Origin of the sequence: Brachybacterium sp. EE-P12 (assembly GCF_003711805.1) — a bacterium.
GTDB lineage: Bacteria > Actinomycetota > Actinomycetes > Actinomycetales > Dermabacteraceae > Brachybacterium.
Map to the genome: position 1 here is coordinate 320827 of NZ_QXCP01000004.1, position 17251 is coordinate 338077.

Here is a 17251-nt window from a genome sequence, read left to right on the forward strand (position 1 = left end):
CGCCCGGCCCGCCGTCGACGCGCGCGCCGAGATCACCGGAATCCTGCGGGATCGCCAGGGAACGGTGACCTCGGCGCTGACGGCACGGCGTGTCGCTCAGCGCCCCCGCCCGCGAGCCTCCGCCTGCGCGATCCGGTAGCGGAGCCTGGCGAGGAACGCTCGAGGGTCCCTGTGGTCGAGGACCGTCAGCCGGAGCACGGACCAGCCCTGATCATGGAGCACCTCGTCCTTGTACCGGTCCTTCCTCGCCCGCTCGGGCTCGAAGTGGTCCTTGCCGTCGTACTCGATCGCGATCCGCCAGGCTGGATAGGCGAGATCGATGAAGTACTCGACCCCGGTCGCGGGGTCGATCACCGGGCGGTTGATCTCCGGCTCGGGGAATCCCGCGCGGAGGAGCAGCAGGCGAGTCCGGGTCTCTCGAGGGGAGTCCACCGCGTCCCGCGCCTCGCGAGCGGCGCGACGCAGTGCTCTCACATGGCGTCCGGTCACGGACTGCGCGGCGATGCGGACGGTGTCCACCGGAACCCGGACCTCCCTGCGGCGAAGGGACCCGAGCGCATCGATGCAGGCGACGAGGTCGTCGTGGGACAGGACGCCGGCGAGGTCGAGGAGGACCCCGATCGGGTCGGCCACCGGAATCCCCGATCGCAGACGGATCGGTCTCGGTCTGGTGCGGGCGTGGACGACCAGCCGCGCGGCTCCGCTCCTCCGCAGGGCGGGGTCGAGGTCCACATGCAGCGGTGCGCCCTGTTCCCAGGTGAGCTCGAACGGGAGCGGGAGGGCGAGGAGCTCCGCCGCGGAGATGTGGGAGATCACCGCTGCGGGGACGATCTCGCCGAGAGCATGGCGCGCGACCTCCAGCAGCGGGGCGGGAGAGGCGGTCGGGGTGACGGCGCCGGGGAGGACGCGGGTGAACTCGGCCGAGGCGAGCCTCTCCTCGCTCACCCCCATCCCACGCAGCGTGCGGCGTGACCAGACCGTGCCGGGGGAGATGCGCGGACGTGCACGTCGGGGAGTCGGGGCTCGAGGAGCCGGGCGCGTGGTCATGGTCGAGACGGTAGGAGCGTGCGCCGTCGACGGGGTGAGGGTTCGCCCCCGATGGGGACAGCGTCTGCCTGGGGAGGGGAGGTCCGCGCCGTTCCGGCGCTGAGCGAGTGCGCGCCGTGCCCTGCGGCCCGTGCCCGGACGCTGCGCGACGGCACGCCGACCGGTGCGCGCCGAGTGCACCGATCACCGGCGCTGGAGCCAGGTATCGGTGCGCTCGACGGGCGCCAGCGGCGTGTCGGCGCAGGAGGGGGGTGTCAGGAGAGGGGCGTGGGGCGGCGCCGGCCGGTGAGACGTGCCCGGGACGCGGGCGGGCGCGGCTCAGGCGTTGGCGGAGACCCGGGCGCGGCTCAGGCGTTGGCGGGGGCGTGCATGCCCTCGCGGGAGACGCGCACCATCTCCTCGCGCTCGACGACCTTGATGCGGGCGCGGGGCTCGCCGTCGGCGTCCACCGCGGCGGCGCCGAGGCTCTTCTCGTGCTCGTCCAGCGCCGTCCAGCCGTCCCAGGTCGTGTACTCGACGCCGCGGTCGTCCAGCAGGCGCAGGATCGCGTCGTCGTCGCGCTCGGGGGCGGGGGAGAGGCGTGCGGCCTCGATGTCCTCGAGCAGGCAGGTGATCGTCTCGAGCGCATCGGACTTCGTCGCGCCGATCAGGCCGACCGGACCGCGCTTGATCCAGCCGTTGGTGTAGACGCCGGGGATCACGGTGCCGTCGGCCTCGGTGACGCGGCCGGCCTGGTTGGGGATCACGCCGCGGCGGGCGTCGTAGGGCACGCCGGGCAGCTCGGAGCCGTGGTAGCCGACGGCCCGGTAGACGGCGCCGAGCTCGTAGTCGACCATCTCGCCGGTGCCCTCGAGGTTTCCGTCCTCGTCGAGCCGCGTGCGCTCGAAGCGCATGCCGGTGACCTTCCCGTCCTCGCCGAGCACCTCGACGGGGCGATGCCAGAAGTGCATGTGCAGACGGCGCCTCACGGGGCCGCCCTCGCGGTCCGTGGGCTCCTCGCCGGAGGCCTCGCGGCGCTGCTGCTCCTCGAGCCAGCCGACGAAGGTCTGCACGACCTGGTCGGTGCGCTTGTCGGCCTTGATCGTCTCCCACTGCTCCTCGGTGATCTGCTCGAGGTCGCGGGGGTCCATCACCACCTGGAGGCCCTTGGGGTGGGCGAGCTCGCGCGCCTCGAGCGGGGAGAACTTCGTCTGCGCCGGGCCGCGGCGGCCGAAGACGTGCACGTCGGCGGTGCGCGCGGCCTGCAGCCCCTCGTGGACGTTCGCGGGGATCTCCGTGCGCAGCAGCTCGTCGGCGCTCTTGGAGAGCACCCGCGCGACGTCGAGGGCGACGTTGCCGTTGCCGATCACGGCCACGGACTCCGCGTCGAGCTCCCAGGTGCGCGGGTAGTCGGGGTTGCCGTCGTACCAGGCCACGAAGTCCGCGGCGCCGTGGGACCCTTCCAGCTCGATGCCGGGGATCTCGAGGTCCGCGTCCTTGAGCGCACCGGTCGCGAAGATCACCGCGTCGTAGTGGGTGCGCAGGTCCTCGGCGGTGAGATCGGTGCCGAACTCGACGTCGCCGAGGAAGCGGATGTCACCGCGGCCGAGGATCCGGTGCAGGGCCGTGATGATGCCTTTGATGCGCGGATGGTCAGGGGCGACGCCGTAGCGGATCAGACCGAACGGGGCCGGGAAGCGGTCGAACAGGTCGATGCTGACCTCGAGCTCGCCGCTCTTGACCGGCGCGGAGCGCAGCAGGGTCTCGGCGGCGTACACGCCGGCGGGGCCGGAACCGATCACTGCCAGGCGGAAGGGCTGCTGGGAGGAGGACATCACACCTCGGTCTCGTGGCGCCGTGGCGCCGGGTCGCACTGATTTCCGCACCACTCTATACGCGGAATTCGTCAGCACCCCGGGGACTGTGAGCCGCCCGACCCCTCGACGCCGAGGTCATCCTGGCCGAGCGGGCGCCGGAGCGCTCAGCCCTCGGCCGCATCTGCGGCGCCGCGGCGGTGGATCGACCAGAAGTAGGCGCCGACGAGCACCGCGCCGCCGACGATGTTGCCCAGCAGCACCGGGATCAGGTTGTCCCACAGCACCGCGCCGACCGTGATCGAGGAGTAGTCCGCGAGCGACTTCCCGGCCTCCTGCAGCGCTTCGCCGTGCCAGAAGCCGGAGCCGGCGCCGTACTTGATCAGCAGGCCCATGGGGAGCATGAACATGTTCGCGACCGAGTGCTCGAAGCCGGAGGCGACGAACAGGGCGACCGGTCCCACGACGGCGAGGATCTTGTCGGCGACGGTCTTGCCCGCTGTCGCCGCCCACACCGCGAGGCACACGGCGAAGTTCGCGAGGACGCCGAGGAAGAACGCCTGGTGCCAGTCGTGGGAGAGCTTGGCCTGGGTGGTGTCCAGCACCACCATCCCCCAGGCGGAGCCGTTGGTGGCATGGGTGCCGGCCAGCAGGATCAGCACCGCGACCGTCACCGAGCCGATCAGGTTCCCGCCCGCGGAGACGCCCCAGTGCCGCAGCATCGCCCCGGTGGAGAGGCGCCCGGACAGGCGGGGCATGGCGGTCAGCGTGGTGCCCGTGAAGAGGTCCGAGCCGCTGATGACCACCAGTCCCAGGCCCACGGAGAAGACGACGCCGCCGATCAGCTTCGCGAACCCGACCGGCCACTCGCCCATGCCCTGCTGCGTGGTCACCATGAACACGAAGCCCAGCGCGATGAAGGCGCCGCCGCTGAGGGTCGCGAGGAACATGCGGCCCAGCGGCGCCGTGGCCTTCGCGTGCATCGCGTCCTCGAGCGCCCGGGTGAGCTGCTTCGGCGGGGTCGCGGCGGTGCTCGGCGCAGCGGGCGGTGCGGTGCTCGTGCGGGGATCGGGCGCGGACGAGGTCATCGGAGGAGTCCTTCTTCGGTGAGGGCGCCGGAGGGCGCGTCGGGGTCCTGGGGCCCGGCGACGGGGCCCCCGAGCGGGTTCCCGTGCGCTGACCAGGCGCCAGAGTATCCCCGCGGCGTGCGGGCCGGGCGGACCTAGGTCACGGCGGGCCGTCGTCCCCCGGCACCTCCGGCACGACGCCGACGGCGACGCGGAGGGTGCTGGTCGCACCGGGCGGGCCGACGACGATGCCCTTCAGCGGCGGCACGTCCGCGTAGTCGCGACCCCAGGCGGTGGTCACGAAGCGCTGGTCCACGAAGGTGCGGTTGGTGGGATCGACGTCCACCCAGCCGGTCCCCGGCACGAGCACGCTCAGCCAGGCATGGGAGGCGGCCGAGCCGATCATCTCCCCGGCCGGCTCGGTGCCGAGCGTCCCTCCGGCCGACGGGGCGGTGCGCAGGTAGCCCGAGATGTAGCGGGCGGCGAGCCCCGCCGCCCGCACCGCGGCGACCCCGACGTGCGAGAAGTCCTGGCACACGCCGTGCCGCGCGGCGAGCACCTCCTCGAGCGTCGAGGTGACGGTGGTGGCGTGCGCGTCGTAGGTGAACTCGCCGTGGATCAGCGCGGTCAGCTCTGCGAGGCACTCGCCGATCGCGCGGCCAGGGGTGAACACCTCCGCGGAGATCTCCCGCGCCGCCGTGCCCGCGGGGACCCGCGGGGAGGGATGGACGAAGTCCAGGCTCGCCTCCGGCACCGGGGCGCCCCAGTGCTCGGGCGTGCACTGCTCCCAGGGGCGGGACATGGGCTCGAGCGGATAGCGCCGCTCGGAGACCGAGACACGGGCGTGGGAGTGCACGTCGAGCTGCTCGTGCGGGGAGTCCACCAGGAGGTAGGTGGAGGAGTTGCCGTAGAAGTCGGTGTGCGCGGTCAGGCGTGCCGGGGCGGGGTCGACGACCACCTCGTGGGAGAGGACCCGCTGATGCGGGGTGGCGCGCGGCTCCACATGGGCGCGGCCGTAGTTGCGGGTGACCGGCTTCGCGTAGCGGTACGAGGTGAGGTGGTGGACCCGGTAGTGCACGGGCTCGAGAGCGGGGGTGTCCTCGTGCCGCAGCGGGATCAGCGGGCGCGCGCTGCTGCCGCCGGGCGACGCGGCGCCGCCGCCGCCGGGTGTCTCGCCGGTGGTCTCAGACATCGTCGACCCCCCATCGTGACGCGGCCTCCGTGCGCCGGAAGAAGCGGTCCTCGAGCGCGGTGGCGAGCTCGCGCAGCGAGGCGGTGGCCGCGTCGACCTCCGCCAGCAGTGCGGTGGGCACGCCGTCGTCGGGCGTCGCACCGGGCAGCGGGCCGAGCAGCTCGGCCGGCTCCCAGCCGGCCAGGCGCGCGCGCAGCGCCGACATCGGGGCGCGCAGATCAGGGGACGGGGCCGGCTCCGGCAGACGGTCCAGGGCCTGCCCGAGCCGATCGAGCTGGAAGGCGATCGAGCGCGGCAGCGTCGTGTCGCTGAGCAGCAGCTCGACCAGCAGCTCCGGCTGCACGGCCGCGTGATAGGCACGGCGGTAGGAGGCGCTGGACTCGGTGATCAGCGCGACAGCCCCGGCTATCCGCTCCTCCGCCGAGCGGGTGCGGCGACGGCCGAGGGTCGCGCGCAGCAGGGTCAGCAGGGTCATCGTCCGCTCGATCTTGCGGCCGATCTCGGTCAGGTCCCAGCCGAGATCCCGCGGCATCGCGTCGGCGACCGCGCCCGAGAGCGTCAGGCAGCCGTCCACGACGGCGCTCAGCCGCTCCTCGAGGGGGTGCTGCTCGAGGGGGCGGTGCTCCGGGAGCCCGCCGCGGGTGCGCATCCGCATCCTGGTGAACACCGGCCACACGTCGTCGGAGAACAGATCGCGCAGGGAGCGGGTGGTGTGGGCGAGTGCAGCGGAGGACTGGGCGAGGGAGCCGGGCCGGGCCGCATCGGTCAGCAGGCTCTCGATCTCGGTGCGCACCGCTTCCCCGTCGCCGAGGTCCAGCTCGACGAAGCCGGGGTAGGTGGTGGTGACCTCGGTGACCGCTCGCAGCAGCACCGTCCGGGCGGTGCCGGCGCTGCGGCTGCGCTCGGCGTCGAGGTCGTTGGAGGCGTCCAGCACGGTGCGCAGCAGCCGGGCGGTGGCGTCGACCCGCTCGAGATAGCGGCCGAACCAGAACAGGTCGGAGCCGACCGAGCGGGTCATGGTCGGGAAGGCGGAGGCCGTGGGGCGCAGCATCGCCTGCTCCGGGAACGAGCGCCCGTCGGCCTCCTCGTCGGGGACCGCAGCGGACTCCGGCACCGCGACCCAGACGTCCTTGAGGGCCTCCGGGCCCTCGTCGACCGTGCGGGCGATCCCGCCGGGCAGCACCTCGAAGCCGTCCTGGCCCGCCATCACCACGAGGCTCAGCCGCACGGGCCGGCCGACGAGCTCCTCGCCGCCGGACGGGTCCAGCGAGGGCCAGAGCGCCGGCGCGACCTCGGCGGCAGCGGGCCGCAGCAGCAGGTCCTCGTGGAGCATCTGCCGGCACAGGTCCGGCAGCGCCTCGCGCAGGGCAGGATTCTCCAGCAGCCCGGCGCCGAGCGGGTTCACGAGCATCACGTCGCCGCTGCGCGCGGCCTCCACCAGGCCCGTCACCCCGCCCAGCGGCGTCGGGCCGAGGTCGAGCGGGTCCAGCAGCGGCGAGGGGACCAGCCGCAGCACCGCGTCGATCGCGTCGCCCGGGGCGGAGTCGAGCCCCGGCAGCCGCAGGGTCAGCGCCTCGCCGCCGGCGCGCAGGTCCCCGACCGTCACCGTGGGAGCGCCGAGCAGGTTCGCCAGCCAGCTGTGGTCGAAGGCGGCCAGCGGCTCCTCGCCGTCGTCGGCCAGCACGACGGCGCGACCGGAGCGGCCGTCGGCGCGGGTGCGCTGATGGAAGGAGGAGCGCAGATGGTCGAAGTAGGGGTGGAGGCGGCGCATCGCGGTGCTGCGGTACAGCGTCGGCGCGCAGCGGGAGAGGACCCGGCGCAGCTCGAGGGCGAGGCCCGCCCCGCTCGGCACGTCGACCGTGTCCTCGTGCGCCACCCAGCCGCCCTCCGCGGTGCGGGAGACGGTGGTGGTCACGGCGAAGAGATGATGCGTGCCGCGGGCGGGGATCCCCACCGCGGGGCGCAGGTAGGCCGGGTCCGCCAGCAGCTCCGCGACGGGGGCGACCTCGGCGGACAGCACGGTGCGCGGCCCGTAGAGGTCCGCGTGCAGCGCATCCAGCAGACGTACCCGCTGGACGAGCCCGGCCGTCAGTGCCTGCCACGCCTCCGCCCCGAGCACGACGGGCACCGGGTCGAGGGCGGGGGAGGGGACCGAGACGTCCGAGGCGAACATCGCCGCCGCGCTCGAGGCCGCCCGGCGTCGACCCGCGGGGCCGAGGGCGGAGAGCTCCTCGTCCAGCGTCGGCGGGGGTGTGATGGTCACCGGGACATCGTAGACACGGTGCCTCGACGCGGTGTCCAGCCGGTCCTGGCCCGCCCGGCGGCTCAGGAGCTCGCGACGACCGGAGTGCCCTCGGAGGGCTGGACCACCACGAAGCCCGGACCGTGGAAGCCGAGCTGGAAGGACTCCCCGGAGCCGCGACCGATCAGCGAGCCCATCTTGAAGTCGTTCTTGATCTGCGGCTGGAGGTTCGCGGACCAGCACACCGCGGCCTGCGGGTCCACGAAGGTGGGCTGGCGGGAGCAGTCCAGCAGCATCGGCGGCCCGTCGGAGGTGATCGCGACCATGCCCTGCCCCTGCAGGAACAGGTTGAACAGCCCGCCGGCCATGAAGCCCGCGCCGCCCAGGGAGCGGATGTCCCACTGGATCGAGCTGTCGAAGGCGAGCATGTTCGAGGTGTTCAGGGTCAGCGCCTCGCCCTCGAGCTGGACGAGGAAGATCTGGCTGTTCTGCCGGGCGTAGAAGATCTCGCCGTGCCCCCGGGTGCGCATCATGTTCGCGCCCTCGCCGGTGGCCATCTTCTTCAGCAGCTTCATCCCGCCGCCGGAGCCCTGGTAGGAGAAGTCCATCTGCCCCTGGTAGGCGACCATCGCGCCCGCGGCGGAGATGATCTCCGGGGACTGCGGGGTCAGCGCGCAGCGCAGCATCTTCGGGGACTGCAGCGTCCAGCGGTCGTCGGTCTGGCGCTCCTGGTGGGAGGCGTCGAACAGGTGCGAGCGCATGGCCCCTCTTCTCGTCGATCCGTGACGTGCACGGCACCCGCCGTGCCGCGCAGGGATCCTCTCACGGGAGGACACGCCATGGAGGCGCGGCGACGGCCCGCGCATCCGGCGGGGATTCGAGGACCCTGTGGGGGAGCGGTGAAGCCAGCTCCGCGCCGGACCGGGCCTCGTAGCATGGGGCCCATGTCAGATTCCCCCACGCATCGCCGCTCCCCGGCCGCCGTCGACCCGCGGCTCGAGGCGCTCGCCGAGGACTCCGGCTACGAGGTCCTCGGCCGGATCGGCGCCGGCGGGATGGGGATCGTCTACCGCGGTCGCGACGCCGACGGCAACGACGTCGCGATCAAGCTGCTGCGCCACGAGATCGCCGACGACCCGCGCGCCCGGGAACGGCTGGCCCGCGAGGTCGCATCCCAGCAGCGGGTGCGCAACGGCAGCATCGCGCGGATCCTCGACGCGGAGCTCGAGTCCTCCGACGCCTTCGTGGTCACCGAGTTCATCCCGGGGCCGACGCTCGACGACGCGGTGCGCGCCCACGGCGGGCTGCATCCCGAGGCGGTGCGCGAGGTGGGCCTGCTGCTGGGGGAGACGCTGCGGGAGATCCACGGCGCCGGCGTGATCCACCGCGACCTCAAGCCCGGCAACGTCATGCTGCGCGGCGCGGCGGAGGAGGACCTCGTCGGCTACGACCCCGACGGCGACGGGCTGGATCCCGTGATCATCGACTTCGGGATCGCGACCGCGGCGGAGGAGTCGCGTCTGACCTCCACCGGGCTCGTGATGGGCACGGCCGCCTATCTCGACCCGGAGGTGGTGCGCACCGACCACACCGGCGAGGCGGGGGACTGGTGGTCCTGGGCGGCGGTGCTCGCCTTCGCCGCGACGGGACGGGAGCCCTTCGGCAGCGGCCGCGCCGACCTCGTCTTCCTGCGCGCGGATCGCGGCGAGATCGACGTCGAGGGCGTGCCCACCGAGCTCGGCGCCTGGCTGCGCTCCGCCCTGCACGCCGACCCCGCGCAGCGCGCGACGCCCGAGGAGCTCCTCGCCCGCCTGGCCGAGCTCGACCTCTCCCGCTACGACGACCCGGGCGAGACCGAGGCCCTCGAGACCGGGTCCCGCACCGAGGTGCTGCCCGCCCTCGGGGCCGACGGCGCCCCGGCGGCCGGCGCGGCCACGCCCGCCGACCCCGGTGCGCGCGAGGGAGCGGACGCGACCGGCGCGGCGAGCGAGGCGGGGGCGACCGAGGCCCTGCCCGCCGGGGGAGCGGCCACCGAGGCGCTGCCCCGGGCGGCGACCCCGTCAGAGCCCCCCACCGAGGCGCTGCCCCGGTTCACGACCCCCGTGGAGCCGCCCACCGAGGTGATCCCCGTGATGGACACCCCGACCCGGGCCCTGCCGGTGGTCCCGCCGCCGGCCGGTCCCGTGGGGACGACCGGCGCGCACGGCGCACCGTCGCCGCAGCCGCAGACCGCGCCGCGCGAGGCGGCGTCCCCGTACGGCGCGGTGCCTGCGCAGCAGCACCCTGTCGCGCAGCAGATGCCGTCCCCGCAGACGCGGCCCCAGCACGCCGGGCAGTGGCCCGCCCAGGACGGCGCGCAGATGGCGCCCCAGCAGGGCATGCCGCCGCAGCAGGGGGTCTGGGCCGCGCCGCCCTTGCCGCCCCGTCGGTCCCTCCTGGTGTGGACGGGGCACCTGCTGCTCGTCGCCCTCGCCGCCCTCGCCCCCTACATCTCCCTGGCGATGCTGCTCCTGCTCGGCGCCCTCGCCCGCACCTGGGAGCGCAGCCACCGCAGCATCGCCGCGCAGCGGATGCGCGGCGCCGCCGGCTCCGGCCCGCTGTGGACGGCAGGGGTCGCCAGCCCCTTCCGCTTCCTGCTGGGCCTGCTGGAGATCGTGCTGCAGGCGCTGTTCCCGCTGATCCTGGGCCTCCTCGTGGGGGTGGCGCTGGACGCGGGCTGGACCCTCCTGCAGGGCGCTCCGCCGCCCGACGGGGTCCCCTTCGCCACGGCGATGGCGATCACGCTGCTGATCACCTGGGTGGGCATCGGCAGCCGCACCACCCGCGACGGCGCCCACCGCATGATGGATGCGGCGGCGCCCGACCTGCTGTGGGGCGCGATCGTGCTCGTGCTGCTCCTGCTGCTGCTCGGCGCGATCGCCTTCGCGCTGTTCACACGCGAGGGGATGGTCGACTACCTGCCCTTCCCGCAGGGGCCGCGGCTGGACGACATCGCCCTGTGGAGGAGCTGACCCGAGCGGCCCGTGCCCGGTGAGCGAGACCGCCCATCCCTCCGGGGACGTCCAGGAAGCGGCCGCTAAACTCGCCACGACCCACCACCCACCGCTGCCCCGGCCCCGGGGCGACGAGGAGATCCCATGGCCGCGTCCGGTCCGTCCCAGTCGGCGCAGGAGCGTCGTGAAGCGCAGCGCGAGGCGCTGCGTGCCCAGCGCCAGGCGGAGCTCAAGCGTCAGCGCACCGTCCGCACCGTCGTGATCGCGGCGGTCACCGTCGTCGCGCTGGTGCTGGTCGCCGCCGCGGGCCTGTTCATCTACCGCCAGATGCAGCCGGCCGGCCCCGTCGCGACGCCCGAGGGCGTGGCCGAGGACCAGCCCTATCTCCCGATCGGCGCGCCCGAGGACTCGGGCAAGCCCGTCCTCGAGATCCATCTCGACTTCATGTGCCCCGTGTGCGGGCAGTTCGAGGACATCAACGGCGAGGACATCGAGCAGATCGTCGAGGACGAGGAGGCGACGGTCCACCTGGTGCCGCGCCGCTTCCTGGACTCCGCCTCCACCACCGGCGACTACTCCTCCCGCTCCGCGAATGCGCTCGCCTGCGTGTGGGAGGACGATCCCGACAACGTCCTCGGATTCCAGCAGCTCATGTTCGCCAACCAGCCCGCCGAGGGCAGCGCGGGCCTGACCGACGACGAGATCTGGGGTTACGCCCAGGAGGCCGGTGCCTCCGACGAGGTGCAGTCCTGCATGAGCGCGAAGACCTACCAGTCGTGGGTGCGCCAGGTCGTGGACCCCTACGGCTCGGAGGTCGGCGGCGGCACCCCGTACGTCGAGATCGACGGGGAGGCCTTCGGCTCGGACCAGTGGTCCCAGGAGGGCGCCCTGCGCGAGGCCGTCCTGGCGGCCGGCGGTGAGGCGGCTCCTTCCGACGGCGGAGGCGCCTCCGACGGGGGCGAGGGCTGACCCTGACGCCGCCGAGGCCTGCGGGCCTCTACACTCTCAGGGGACCGTCCGCCGCGCGGTCGGTCCCCTGTTCGCTGGAGTGGCGCAACGGTAGCGCACCTGTCTTGTAAACAGGCGGTTGCGAGTTCGAATCTCGTCTCCAGCTCTCATCTGACCTGCGCAGATGCACCTCCGGGCGGTGCCGTCCTCGACCGGCGCCTGGCGACAGCGGCTGTCGTGCGCGGGCCCATGGCGACACGAGCTGGCTATATCGCCACCTCATGTCACCATCGGCCCGACGGCGACATGGAGGCAGCGGCGACGAGTCCTCGAGGTGCAGGCAACGGTATGCCAACCCCCTGACAGTGCTGGTCAGGACGCGGAATCGACCGGGTCCGCCCGCCGCCCGGGCGGCGGGACCGAGGCGGGGTCAGAAGGTGTCGTAGGAGACCCGGTTCACCGTGAAGCCATGCCCGGTCATGGTGTTCCAGCAGGTCATCCCGTCGAAGCGACTCGTGCACGCCATGTCGCCACGGACGGCGCTGCTGTCGTACTCGAGGGTGTCCGCGGAGTCGCTGAGGAAGGACTCGCCGCAGGCGCGGCCGGCGTCCTCGTCGGCGACGGTGAGGGAGAACGGGCCGTCCTCGCAATCCTCGAGCCCGGCGTCGGAGAAGTCGCGGTCCTCGACCGAGCAGGAGGCGGAGTCCTCCTCGAGCCGGCAGCTGATGTTCCCGGTGGGGGAGCGCAGCTCGTCCATCTCCAGGGCGCCGTCGGGGGCGGGGGAGACCGGGTCCTCCTCGGTGGTCTCCTCCTCCGTCGGCTCCTCGGTGGTCTCCTGGGGTGCGGACTCGGCGCTGGTGGTCGAGCTGTCCCGCGTGTACTGCTCCTCGTCCGGAGGGGAGAGCAGCGCACGGGCGCCGAGGCCGATCACGGCCAGGAGCACCAGGGCGAGCACGAGGCAGCCGCCGCAGGCGATCCACGCCTTCTTCCGGCTGCCGTCGTCGGCGTCGTCCTCCTCGCCGGACGGCGGGCCCGCGGGGGCCGACGGGGCGGCGGAGGCCGCCGCGGAGCCGTAGCCGTACGCCGCGGCGCCGTAGCCCGGCTGAGGCTCGTGCGCGGCGGTCGGAGCCTGCTGCGCGGTGGGCTCGTGGGCCGCCGCGGGCGTCTCGGCCGCGCCGAGCGGGACCACGGACGCCTTCGGGGACAGGCGCACCGAGGAGGAGGGCGAGCTCTGGCTCGGCGAGGTCTGCGCGGCGGGTGCCTGTGGCACGGGCGGGGCCGGGGGCGGGGTCGAGCTGTCCTGCGCGTCGGTGGCCTCGGCGGCGGCATTCCCGGCAACGGCAGCCCCGGCACCAGCGGCCCTGGAGGTGCCCCAGACGAGCTCCTCGGGGTACTCGCCCCAGGCCGAGACGGCCTCATCGGGCTGGTCCTGCGGTGCCGGGTCCACGTCGGGCACGACCTGGTGGAGCTGGGTGGGCTCGCCCTGGTCGAGGTCGGCGTCCTCGGGGGAGGCGCCGTCGTCGGGCGCCTCGGCGATGTCCTCTGCACTGCGCTCCGAGCCGTCCTGCGTGCCGTCTCCGCCCGAGGGCGCGGCGTCGGCCTCGTAGGCCTGCTGCGCCCACCGGTTCGTGGCCAGGATCCACTGGCGCGCGACCTCGGGCGTCGAGGGGTTCGTGACGATCAGCCGGTGCAGCTGGGGGTGCTTCTCGGTGAGCTCGAGAAGACGCTCCGGGCTCGTGCCCGGATCAGCCGCCTCCTCCGCCGTCGAACGGTGCTCTGCCACCGTGCTCTCCCTTCCTTACGGGTCCCGGAAGGACTCCCGCGGCTCGCGCGGGGGCCTGCCGACCCATGAGAATGGCACACGGGAGTGCGCCGAGGCGCTGCGCGGCGGCCCTGCGGAACGGTGACCCGCAGGTCACCGGCCGGACCGGGGCCGTGCCCCGCCGCACCGCCGGCCGGGGCTGACCTGCACGGACCCGCCGGCACGGAGAGCGCCCCGCGCCCCGCTCCCGCGGTGTGACCGGGGTCTCGAGAACCGTGACGGATCCGACTTCCCGGGGCGGCGGAACACCAGCCCGTCCCTCAGTCCGGGATGCGCCAGTCGATGGGGGCGGAGCCCTGCTGCTCGAGCAGGGAGTTCACCCGGGAGAAGGGCCGGGAGCCGAAGAATCCGCGCGAGGCCGACAGCGGGCTCGGATGCGGGCTCGCGACATGCGGTACCTCGCCCAGCAGCGGGATCAGCGACTGGGCGTCGCGCCCCCACAGGATCGCCGCCAGGGGGCCGCCGCGGGCGACCAGGGCGCGCAGCGCGTGCTCGGTCACCTCCTCCCAGCCGCGGCGCCGGTGCGAGGCCGGAGCGCCGGGGGTGACGGTCAGGACCCGGTTCAGCAGCAGCACGCCCTGGTCCTGCCAGGAGGTGAGGTCCCCGTGGGCGGCGGGCGGGATCCCCAGATCGCTCTCGAGCTCGGTGTAGATGTTCCGCAGCGAGCGGGGGAGGGGCCCCACGTCCCGCTCGACCGCGAAGGACAGCCCGATCGGGTGGCCGGGGGTGGGGTAGGGGTCCTGGCCCACGATCAGCACCCGCACCTCGGACAGCGGCCGGGTGAAGGCGCGCAGCACCGCGTCCCCGGCGGGGAGGTAGCCGCGGCCTGCACCGACCTCCTCGCGAAGGAAGTCGCCGAGCGCGTGGATGCGGTCCTCGACCGGCGCGAGGGCTTCGGCCCAGTCGGGGGCGATGGTCCGGGACAGGGGAGCGGGCATGGGGGAAGTCAATCACCCTCGGCGGCGTGGTGGCGCGGGGGGCCGCCCGTGAGTGCGTAGCCTCGGAGCATGCCCGCCACTCCCTCCGAGCCCGCACGCGACGACGGACGAGCCGCCGGCGCCGCCGTCTCGGGCGCCGTCGAGCCGGGCGCCGCGCCGTCGGACGTCGCGCTGCCGGGGCCGCAGGGATCGCTGAGCGAGCGCGACCGCCGGATCCTCGCGCTCGAGGGGCGCACCTTCCGCTACGTCGGTGCGAAGGAGCGGGCGATCCGCGAGGAGATCGGGCTGTCCAAGGTCGCCTACTACGTGCGGCTGAACGCCCTGCTGGACGATCCCGCGGCGCTGCGCGCGGCCCCCGCGGTCGTGAACCGGCTGCGCGCCCGACGCACCTCCGAGGACGGCGGCGCGGGCGGCGACCACCGCGTGGCCTGAGCCATCACCGCGCCGGGGCGTGTGCTCCGCCCCCGGATCGGGTCGAGCAGGTTTAATGGGGCCGTGGCTGATTCCCAGTATCCCTACCCGCCGGACCGATTCGACGACGAGGCGGACGCCGTCACCTTCCACGGCGCCCACCGTGCCGAGCTCCCCTTCTGGCGGGAGAACCTGCTGTACATCATCATCATCGGCGCAGCCGTGGTGATGCTCGTGGTGCTGCTCTTCGTGATCGGCGGGATGGGCGGCGACGGCGACGACCGCGCCGCCGACCCGACCACCGCCTCCGAGACGGAGCAGAGCGAGGGCTCCGACGAGGGAGGCGACTCCGAGGAGGAGGCCCCCGAGCCGGATCTCTCGGTGCCCGTCCAGGTGATCAACGCCGGCGGCATCAACGGCCTGGCCGGCACCTGGAGCGACGAGCTCGAGGGGCAGGGCTGGGAGGACGTCAGCGTCGCCACCGCCGACACCCCCCAGCAGGAGGCCGTCGTCTACTACCGCGATGAGGCCGACGCGGACACCGCCCAGGCGCTCGCCCAGCAGGTCGGCGCCGGGGACGCCAGCCAGAGCGACGAGTACGAGGCGCGCGTGACCTTCGTCGCCGTCACCGAGCCGGGCGACGGCGGGGACGAGGGCGGCGAGGGCTGACCTCTCCCGACGCCGCCTCGACGCGCCGCTCCTCCCTGCGGAGGGGCGGCGCGTCCGCGTCCCGGCCGGGCGGCGCCGACGCGCCGTGTCCGCTCCGCGCGGAGGGTTAGCACTCTCGGGGTCAGAGTGCTTATGATGAGCTGGCACTCGGTGCACGGGAGTGACAGCCCCCGCGCACTGGGCCCTGAACATTCCGGCCCCGTGAGGGCGTCGGCGCCGTGGGACATGAACACGACGTCGGCTCCCGTCCGTCGCGGGCACTGGGTCGGGTGGACATCACAGACACGGGAGAGATTCCACAATGGCCAAGCTCATCTCTTACGACGAGGAGGCCCGGCGCGGCCTCGAGCGGGGAATGAACCAGCTCGCCGACGCCGTCAAGGTCACCCTCGGCCCCAAGGGCCGCAACGTCGTGCTCGAGAAGTCCTGGGGCGCCCCCACCATCACCAACGACGGCGTGTCGATCGCCAAGGAGATCGAGCTCGACGATCCCTACGAGAAGATCGGCGCCGAGCTGGTGAAGGAGGTCGCCAAGAAGACCGACGACATCGCCGGCGACGGCACCACCACCGCCACCGTCCTCGCCCAGGCCCTGGTCAAGGAGGGCCTGCGCAACGTCGCCGCGGGCGCCAACCCGATCGCGCTCAAGCGCGGCATCGACCAGGCCGTGGCCGCGGTCTCCGAGACCCTGCTCAAGCAGGCCAAGGAGATCGAGACCAAGGAGCAGATCGCCTCCACCGCCGCCATCTCCGCGGCCGACGAGGCCATCGGCGAGCTCATCGCCGAGGCCCTCGACAAGGTCGGCAAGGAGGGCGTGATCACGGTCGAGGAGTCCAACACCATGGGCCTCGAGCTGGAGCTCACCGAGGGCATGCGCTTCGACAAGGGCTTCATCTCGCCGTACTTCGTCACCGACGCCGAGCGTCAGGAGACCGTGCTCGAGGATCCCTACATCCTCCTGCTCTCCTCCAAGGTCTCCTCCGTCAAGGACCTGCTGCCGCTGCTGGAGAAGGTCATCCAGGCCGGCAAGCCGCTGGCGATCATCGCCGAGGACGTCGAGGGCGAGGCCCTCGCGGTGCTCGTGGTCAACAAGCTCAAGGGCTCCTTCAAGTCCGTGGCCGTCAAGGCCCCCGGCTTCGGCGACCGCCGCAAGGCGATGCTCGAGGACATGGCGATCCTCACCGGCGGCCAGGTCATCGCCGAGGAGGTCGGCCTCAAGCTCGAGACCGCCGGTCTCGAGCAGCTCGGCCAGGCCCGCAAGATCGTCGTGACCAAGGACGAGACCACCATCGTCGAGGGTTCCGGCGACGCCGACCGCATCGCCGGCCGCGTCTCCCAGATCCGCACCGAGATCGAGAACTCCGACTCGGACTACGACCGCGAGAAGCTCCAGGAGCGTCTCGCGAAGCTGGCCGGCGGCGTCGCCGTCATCAAGGCCGGCGCCGCGACCGAGGTCGAGCTCAAGGAGCGCAAGCACCGCATCGAGGACGCGGTGCGCAACGCCAAGGCCGCCGTGGACGAGGGCGTCGTCGCCGGTGGCGGCGTCGCGCTGCTGCAGGCCGGTGCGGACACCTTCGGCTCGCTCTCCCTCGAGGGCGACGAGGCGACCGGCGGCAACATCGTCAAGGTCGCCATCGAGGCCCCGCTCAAGCAGATCGCGGTCAACGCCGGCCTCGAGGGCGGCGTCGTGGCGGAGAAGGTCAAGGGTCTCCCCGTGGGCCAGGGCCTGAACGCCGCGACCGGCGGGTACGAGGACCTGGTCGCGGCCGGGATCATCGACCCCGTCAAGGTCACCCGCTCCGCGCTGCAGAACGCGGCGTCCATCGCGGGCCTGTTCCTGACCACCGAGGCCGTCGTGGCCGACAAGCCGGAGCCCGAGGCCCCGGCCGCCGGCGGCGGCGACATGGGCGGCATGGGAGGCATGGGCGGCATGATGTGATCTCCTGATCACCTGCCGCTCCTCCCGAGCGCGACGAGCCCCGATCCTCTGCGGAGGGTCGGGGCTCGTTCTCGTCGACGGTGTCGTCGTCCCCTCCTCCCTCGGTGGCTCTCCGTCGGTCGCCGACGCCACGCTCGCAGCGATCCGCGATGTGCTCGCCGCCCGGTGACGACCGCCCGGGAAACCTCCG

General features: G+C 73.5%; 13 protein-coding genes and 1 tRNA gene. 6 read left to right on the forward strand and 8 right to left on the reverse strand.

Annotated elements, in window-relative coordinates:
* Nucleotides 1–96: 96 nt before the first annotated feature.
* The 6 genes from D1648_RS04585 to D1648_RS04610 all read right to left on the reverse strand — a co-directional run bounded on the left by D1648_RS04585 (nucleotide 97) and on the right by D1648_RS04610 (nucleotide 8102).
* The gene (locus tag D1648_RS04585) at nucleotides 97–951 is read right to left on the reverse strand and encodes an endonuclease domain-containing protein (RefSeq protein ID WP_164518581.1); all 855 of its coding nucleotides are present in this window, start codon (nucleotides 949–951) and stop codon (nucleotides 97–99) included.
* Between the two features lie 443 nt (nucleotides 952–1394).
* Nucleotides 1395–2861 carry an FAD-dependent oxidoreductase gene (locus D1648_RS04590; RefSeq protein ID WP_122939631.1) on the reverse strand — a complete coding sequence of 489 codons (1467 nt, stop codon included), beginning with the start codon at nucleotides 2859–2861 and terminating at the stop codon, nucleotides 1395–1397.
* 146 nt (nucleotides 2862–3007) lie between these two features.
* The gene (locus tag D1648_RS04595) at nucleotides 3008–3928 is read right to left on the reverse strand and encodes a formate transporter FocA (RefSeq protein WP_122939632.1); all 921 of its coding nucleotides are present in this window, start codon (nucleotides 3926–3928) and stop codon (nucleotides 3008–3010) included.
* A 139-nt stretch (nucleotides 3929–4067) separates the two neighbouring features.
* Entirely contained in the window at nucleotides 4068–5099 is a 1032-nt protein-coding gene (locus D1648_RS04600; protein ID WP_241155353.1) for a transglutaminase family protein, read from the reverse strand.
* Nucleotides 5092–7362: a circularly permuted type 2 ATP-grasp protein gene (locus D1648_RS04605; protein WP_164518582.1), complete on the reverse strand. Its 2271-nt coding sequence runs from the start codon at nucleotides 7360–7362 to the stop codon at nucleotides 5092–5094. The genes D1648_RS04600 and D1648_RS04605 overlap by 8 nt, the downstream gene beginning before the upstream one ends.
* A gap of 62 nt (nucleotides 7363–7424) precedes the next feature.
* Nucleotides 7425–8102 (reverse strand): AIM24 family protein, encoded by a 678-nt coding sequence (locus tag D1648_RS04610; protein WP_122939633.1) that lies wholly within the window; start codon nucleotides 8100–8102, stop codon nucleotides 7425–7427.
* A gap of 183 nt (nucleotides 8103–8285) precedes the next feature.
* Between D1648_RS04610 and D1648_RS04615 the strand changes: the two genes are divergently transcribed.
* The 3 genes from D1648_RS04615 to D1648_RS04625 all read left to right on the forward strand — a co-directional run bounded on the left by D1648_RS04615 (nucleotide 8286) and on the right by D1648_RS04625 (nucleotide 11448).
* Nucleotides 8286–10352 (forward strand): serine/threonine-protein kinase, encoded by a 2067-nt coding sequence (locus tag D1648_RS04615; protein ID WP_122939634.1) that lies wholly within the window; start codon nucleotides 8286–8288, stop codon nucleotides 10350–10352.
* Nucleotides 10353–10478: 126 nt separating this feature from the next.
* On the forward strand, nucleotides 10479–11303 hold the full coding sequence (locus D1648_RS04620) for a thioredoxin domain-containing protein (protein WP_122939635.1): 825 nt from the start codon (nucleotides 10479–10481) through the stop codon (nucleotides 11301–11303).
* A 73-nt stretch (nucleotides 11304–11376) separates the two neighbouring features.
* Nucleotides 11377–11448 (forward strand) — tRNA-Thr (locus D1648_RS04625).
* Between the two features lie 264 nt (nucleotides 11449–11712).
* On the opposite strand, the gene D1648_RS04630 is transcribed toward D1648_RS04625, so the two are convergent.
* Together D1648_RS04630 and D1648_RS04635 are read right to left on the reverse strand one after the other, a co-directional pair.
* The gene (locus D1648_RS04630) at nucleotides 11713–13065 is read right to left on the reverse strand and encodes a hypothetical protein (protein ID WP_122939636.1); all 1353 of its coding nucleotides are present in this window, start codon (nucleotides 13063–13065) and stop codon (nucleotides 11713–11715) included.
* 299 nt (nucleotides 13066–13364) lie between these two features.
* On the reverse strand, nucleotides 13365–14042 hold the full coding sequence (locus D1648_RS04635) for a uracil-DNA glycosylase (RefSeq protein WP_122939637.1): 678 nt from the start codon (nucleotides 14040–14042) through the stop codon (nucleotides 13365–13367).
* Nucleotides 14043–14111: 69 nt separating this feature from the next.
* Between D1648_RS04635 and D1648_RS04640 the strand changes: the two genes are divergently transcribed.
* From D1648_RS04640 to groL, 3 genes are all read left to right on the forward strand, one after another.
* Nucleotides 14112–14474, forward strand: a complete 363-nt coding sequence (locus tag D1648_RS04640; protein ID WP_241155354.1) for a DUF3263 domain-containing protein — start codon at nucleotides 14112–14114, stop codon at nucleotides 14472–14474.
* 63 nt (nucleotides 14475–14537) lie between these two features.
* Entirely contained in the window at nucleotides 14538–15122 is a 585-nt protein-coding gene (locus D1648_RS04645; RefSeq protein ID WP_122939638.1) for a LytR C-terminal domain-containing protein, read from the forward strand.
* A 301-nt stretch (nucleotides 15123–15423) separates the two neighbouring features.
* Nucleotides 15424–17061 carry a chaperonin GroEL gene (gene groL, locus D1648_RS04650; RefSeq protein ID WP_122939639.1) on the forward strand — a complete coding sequence of 546 codons (1638 nt, stop codon included), beginning with the start codon at nucleotides 15424–15426 and terminating at the stop codon, nucleotides 17059–17061.
* Nucleotides 17062–17251: the final 190 nt, after the last annotated feature.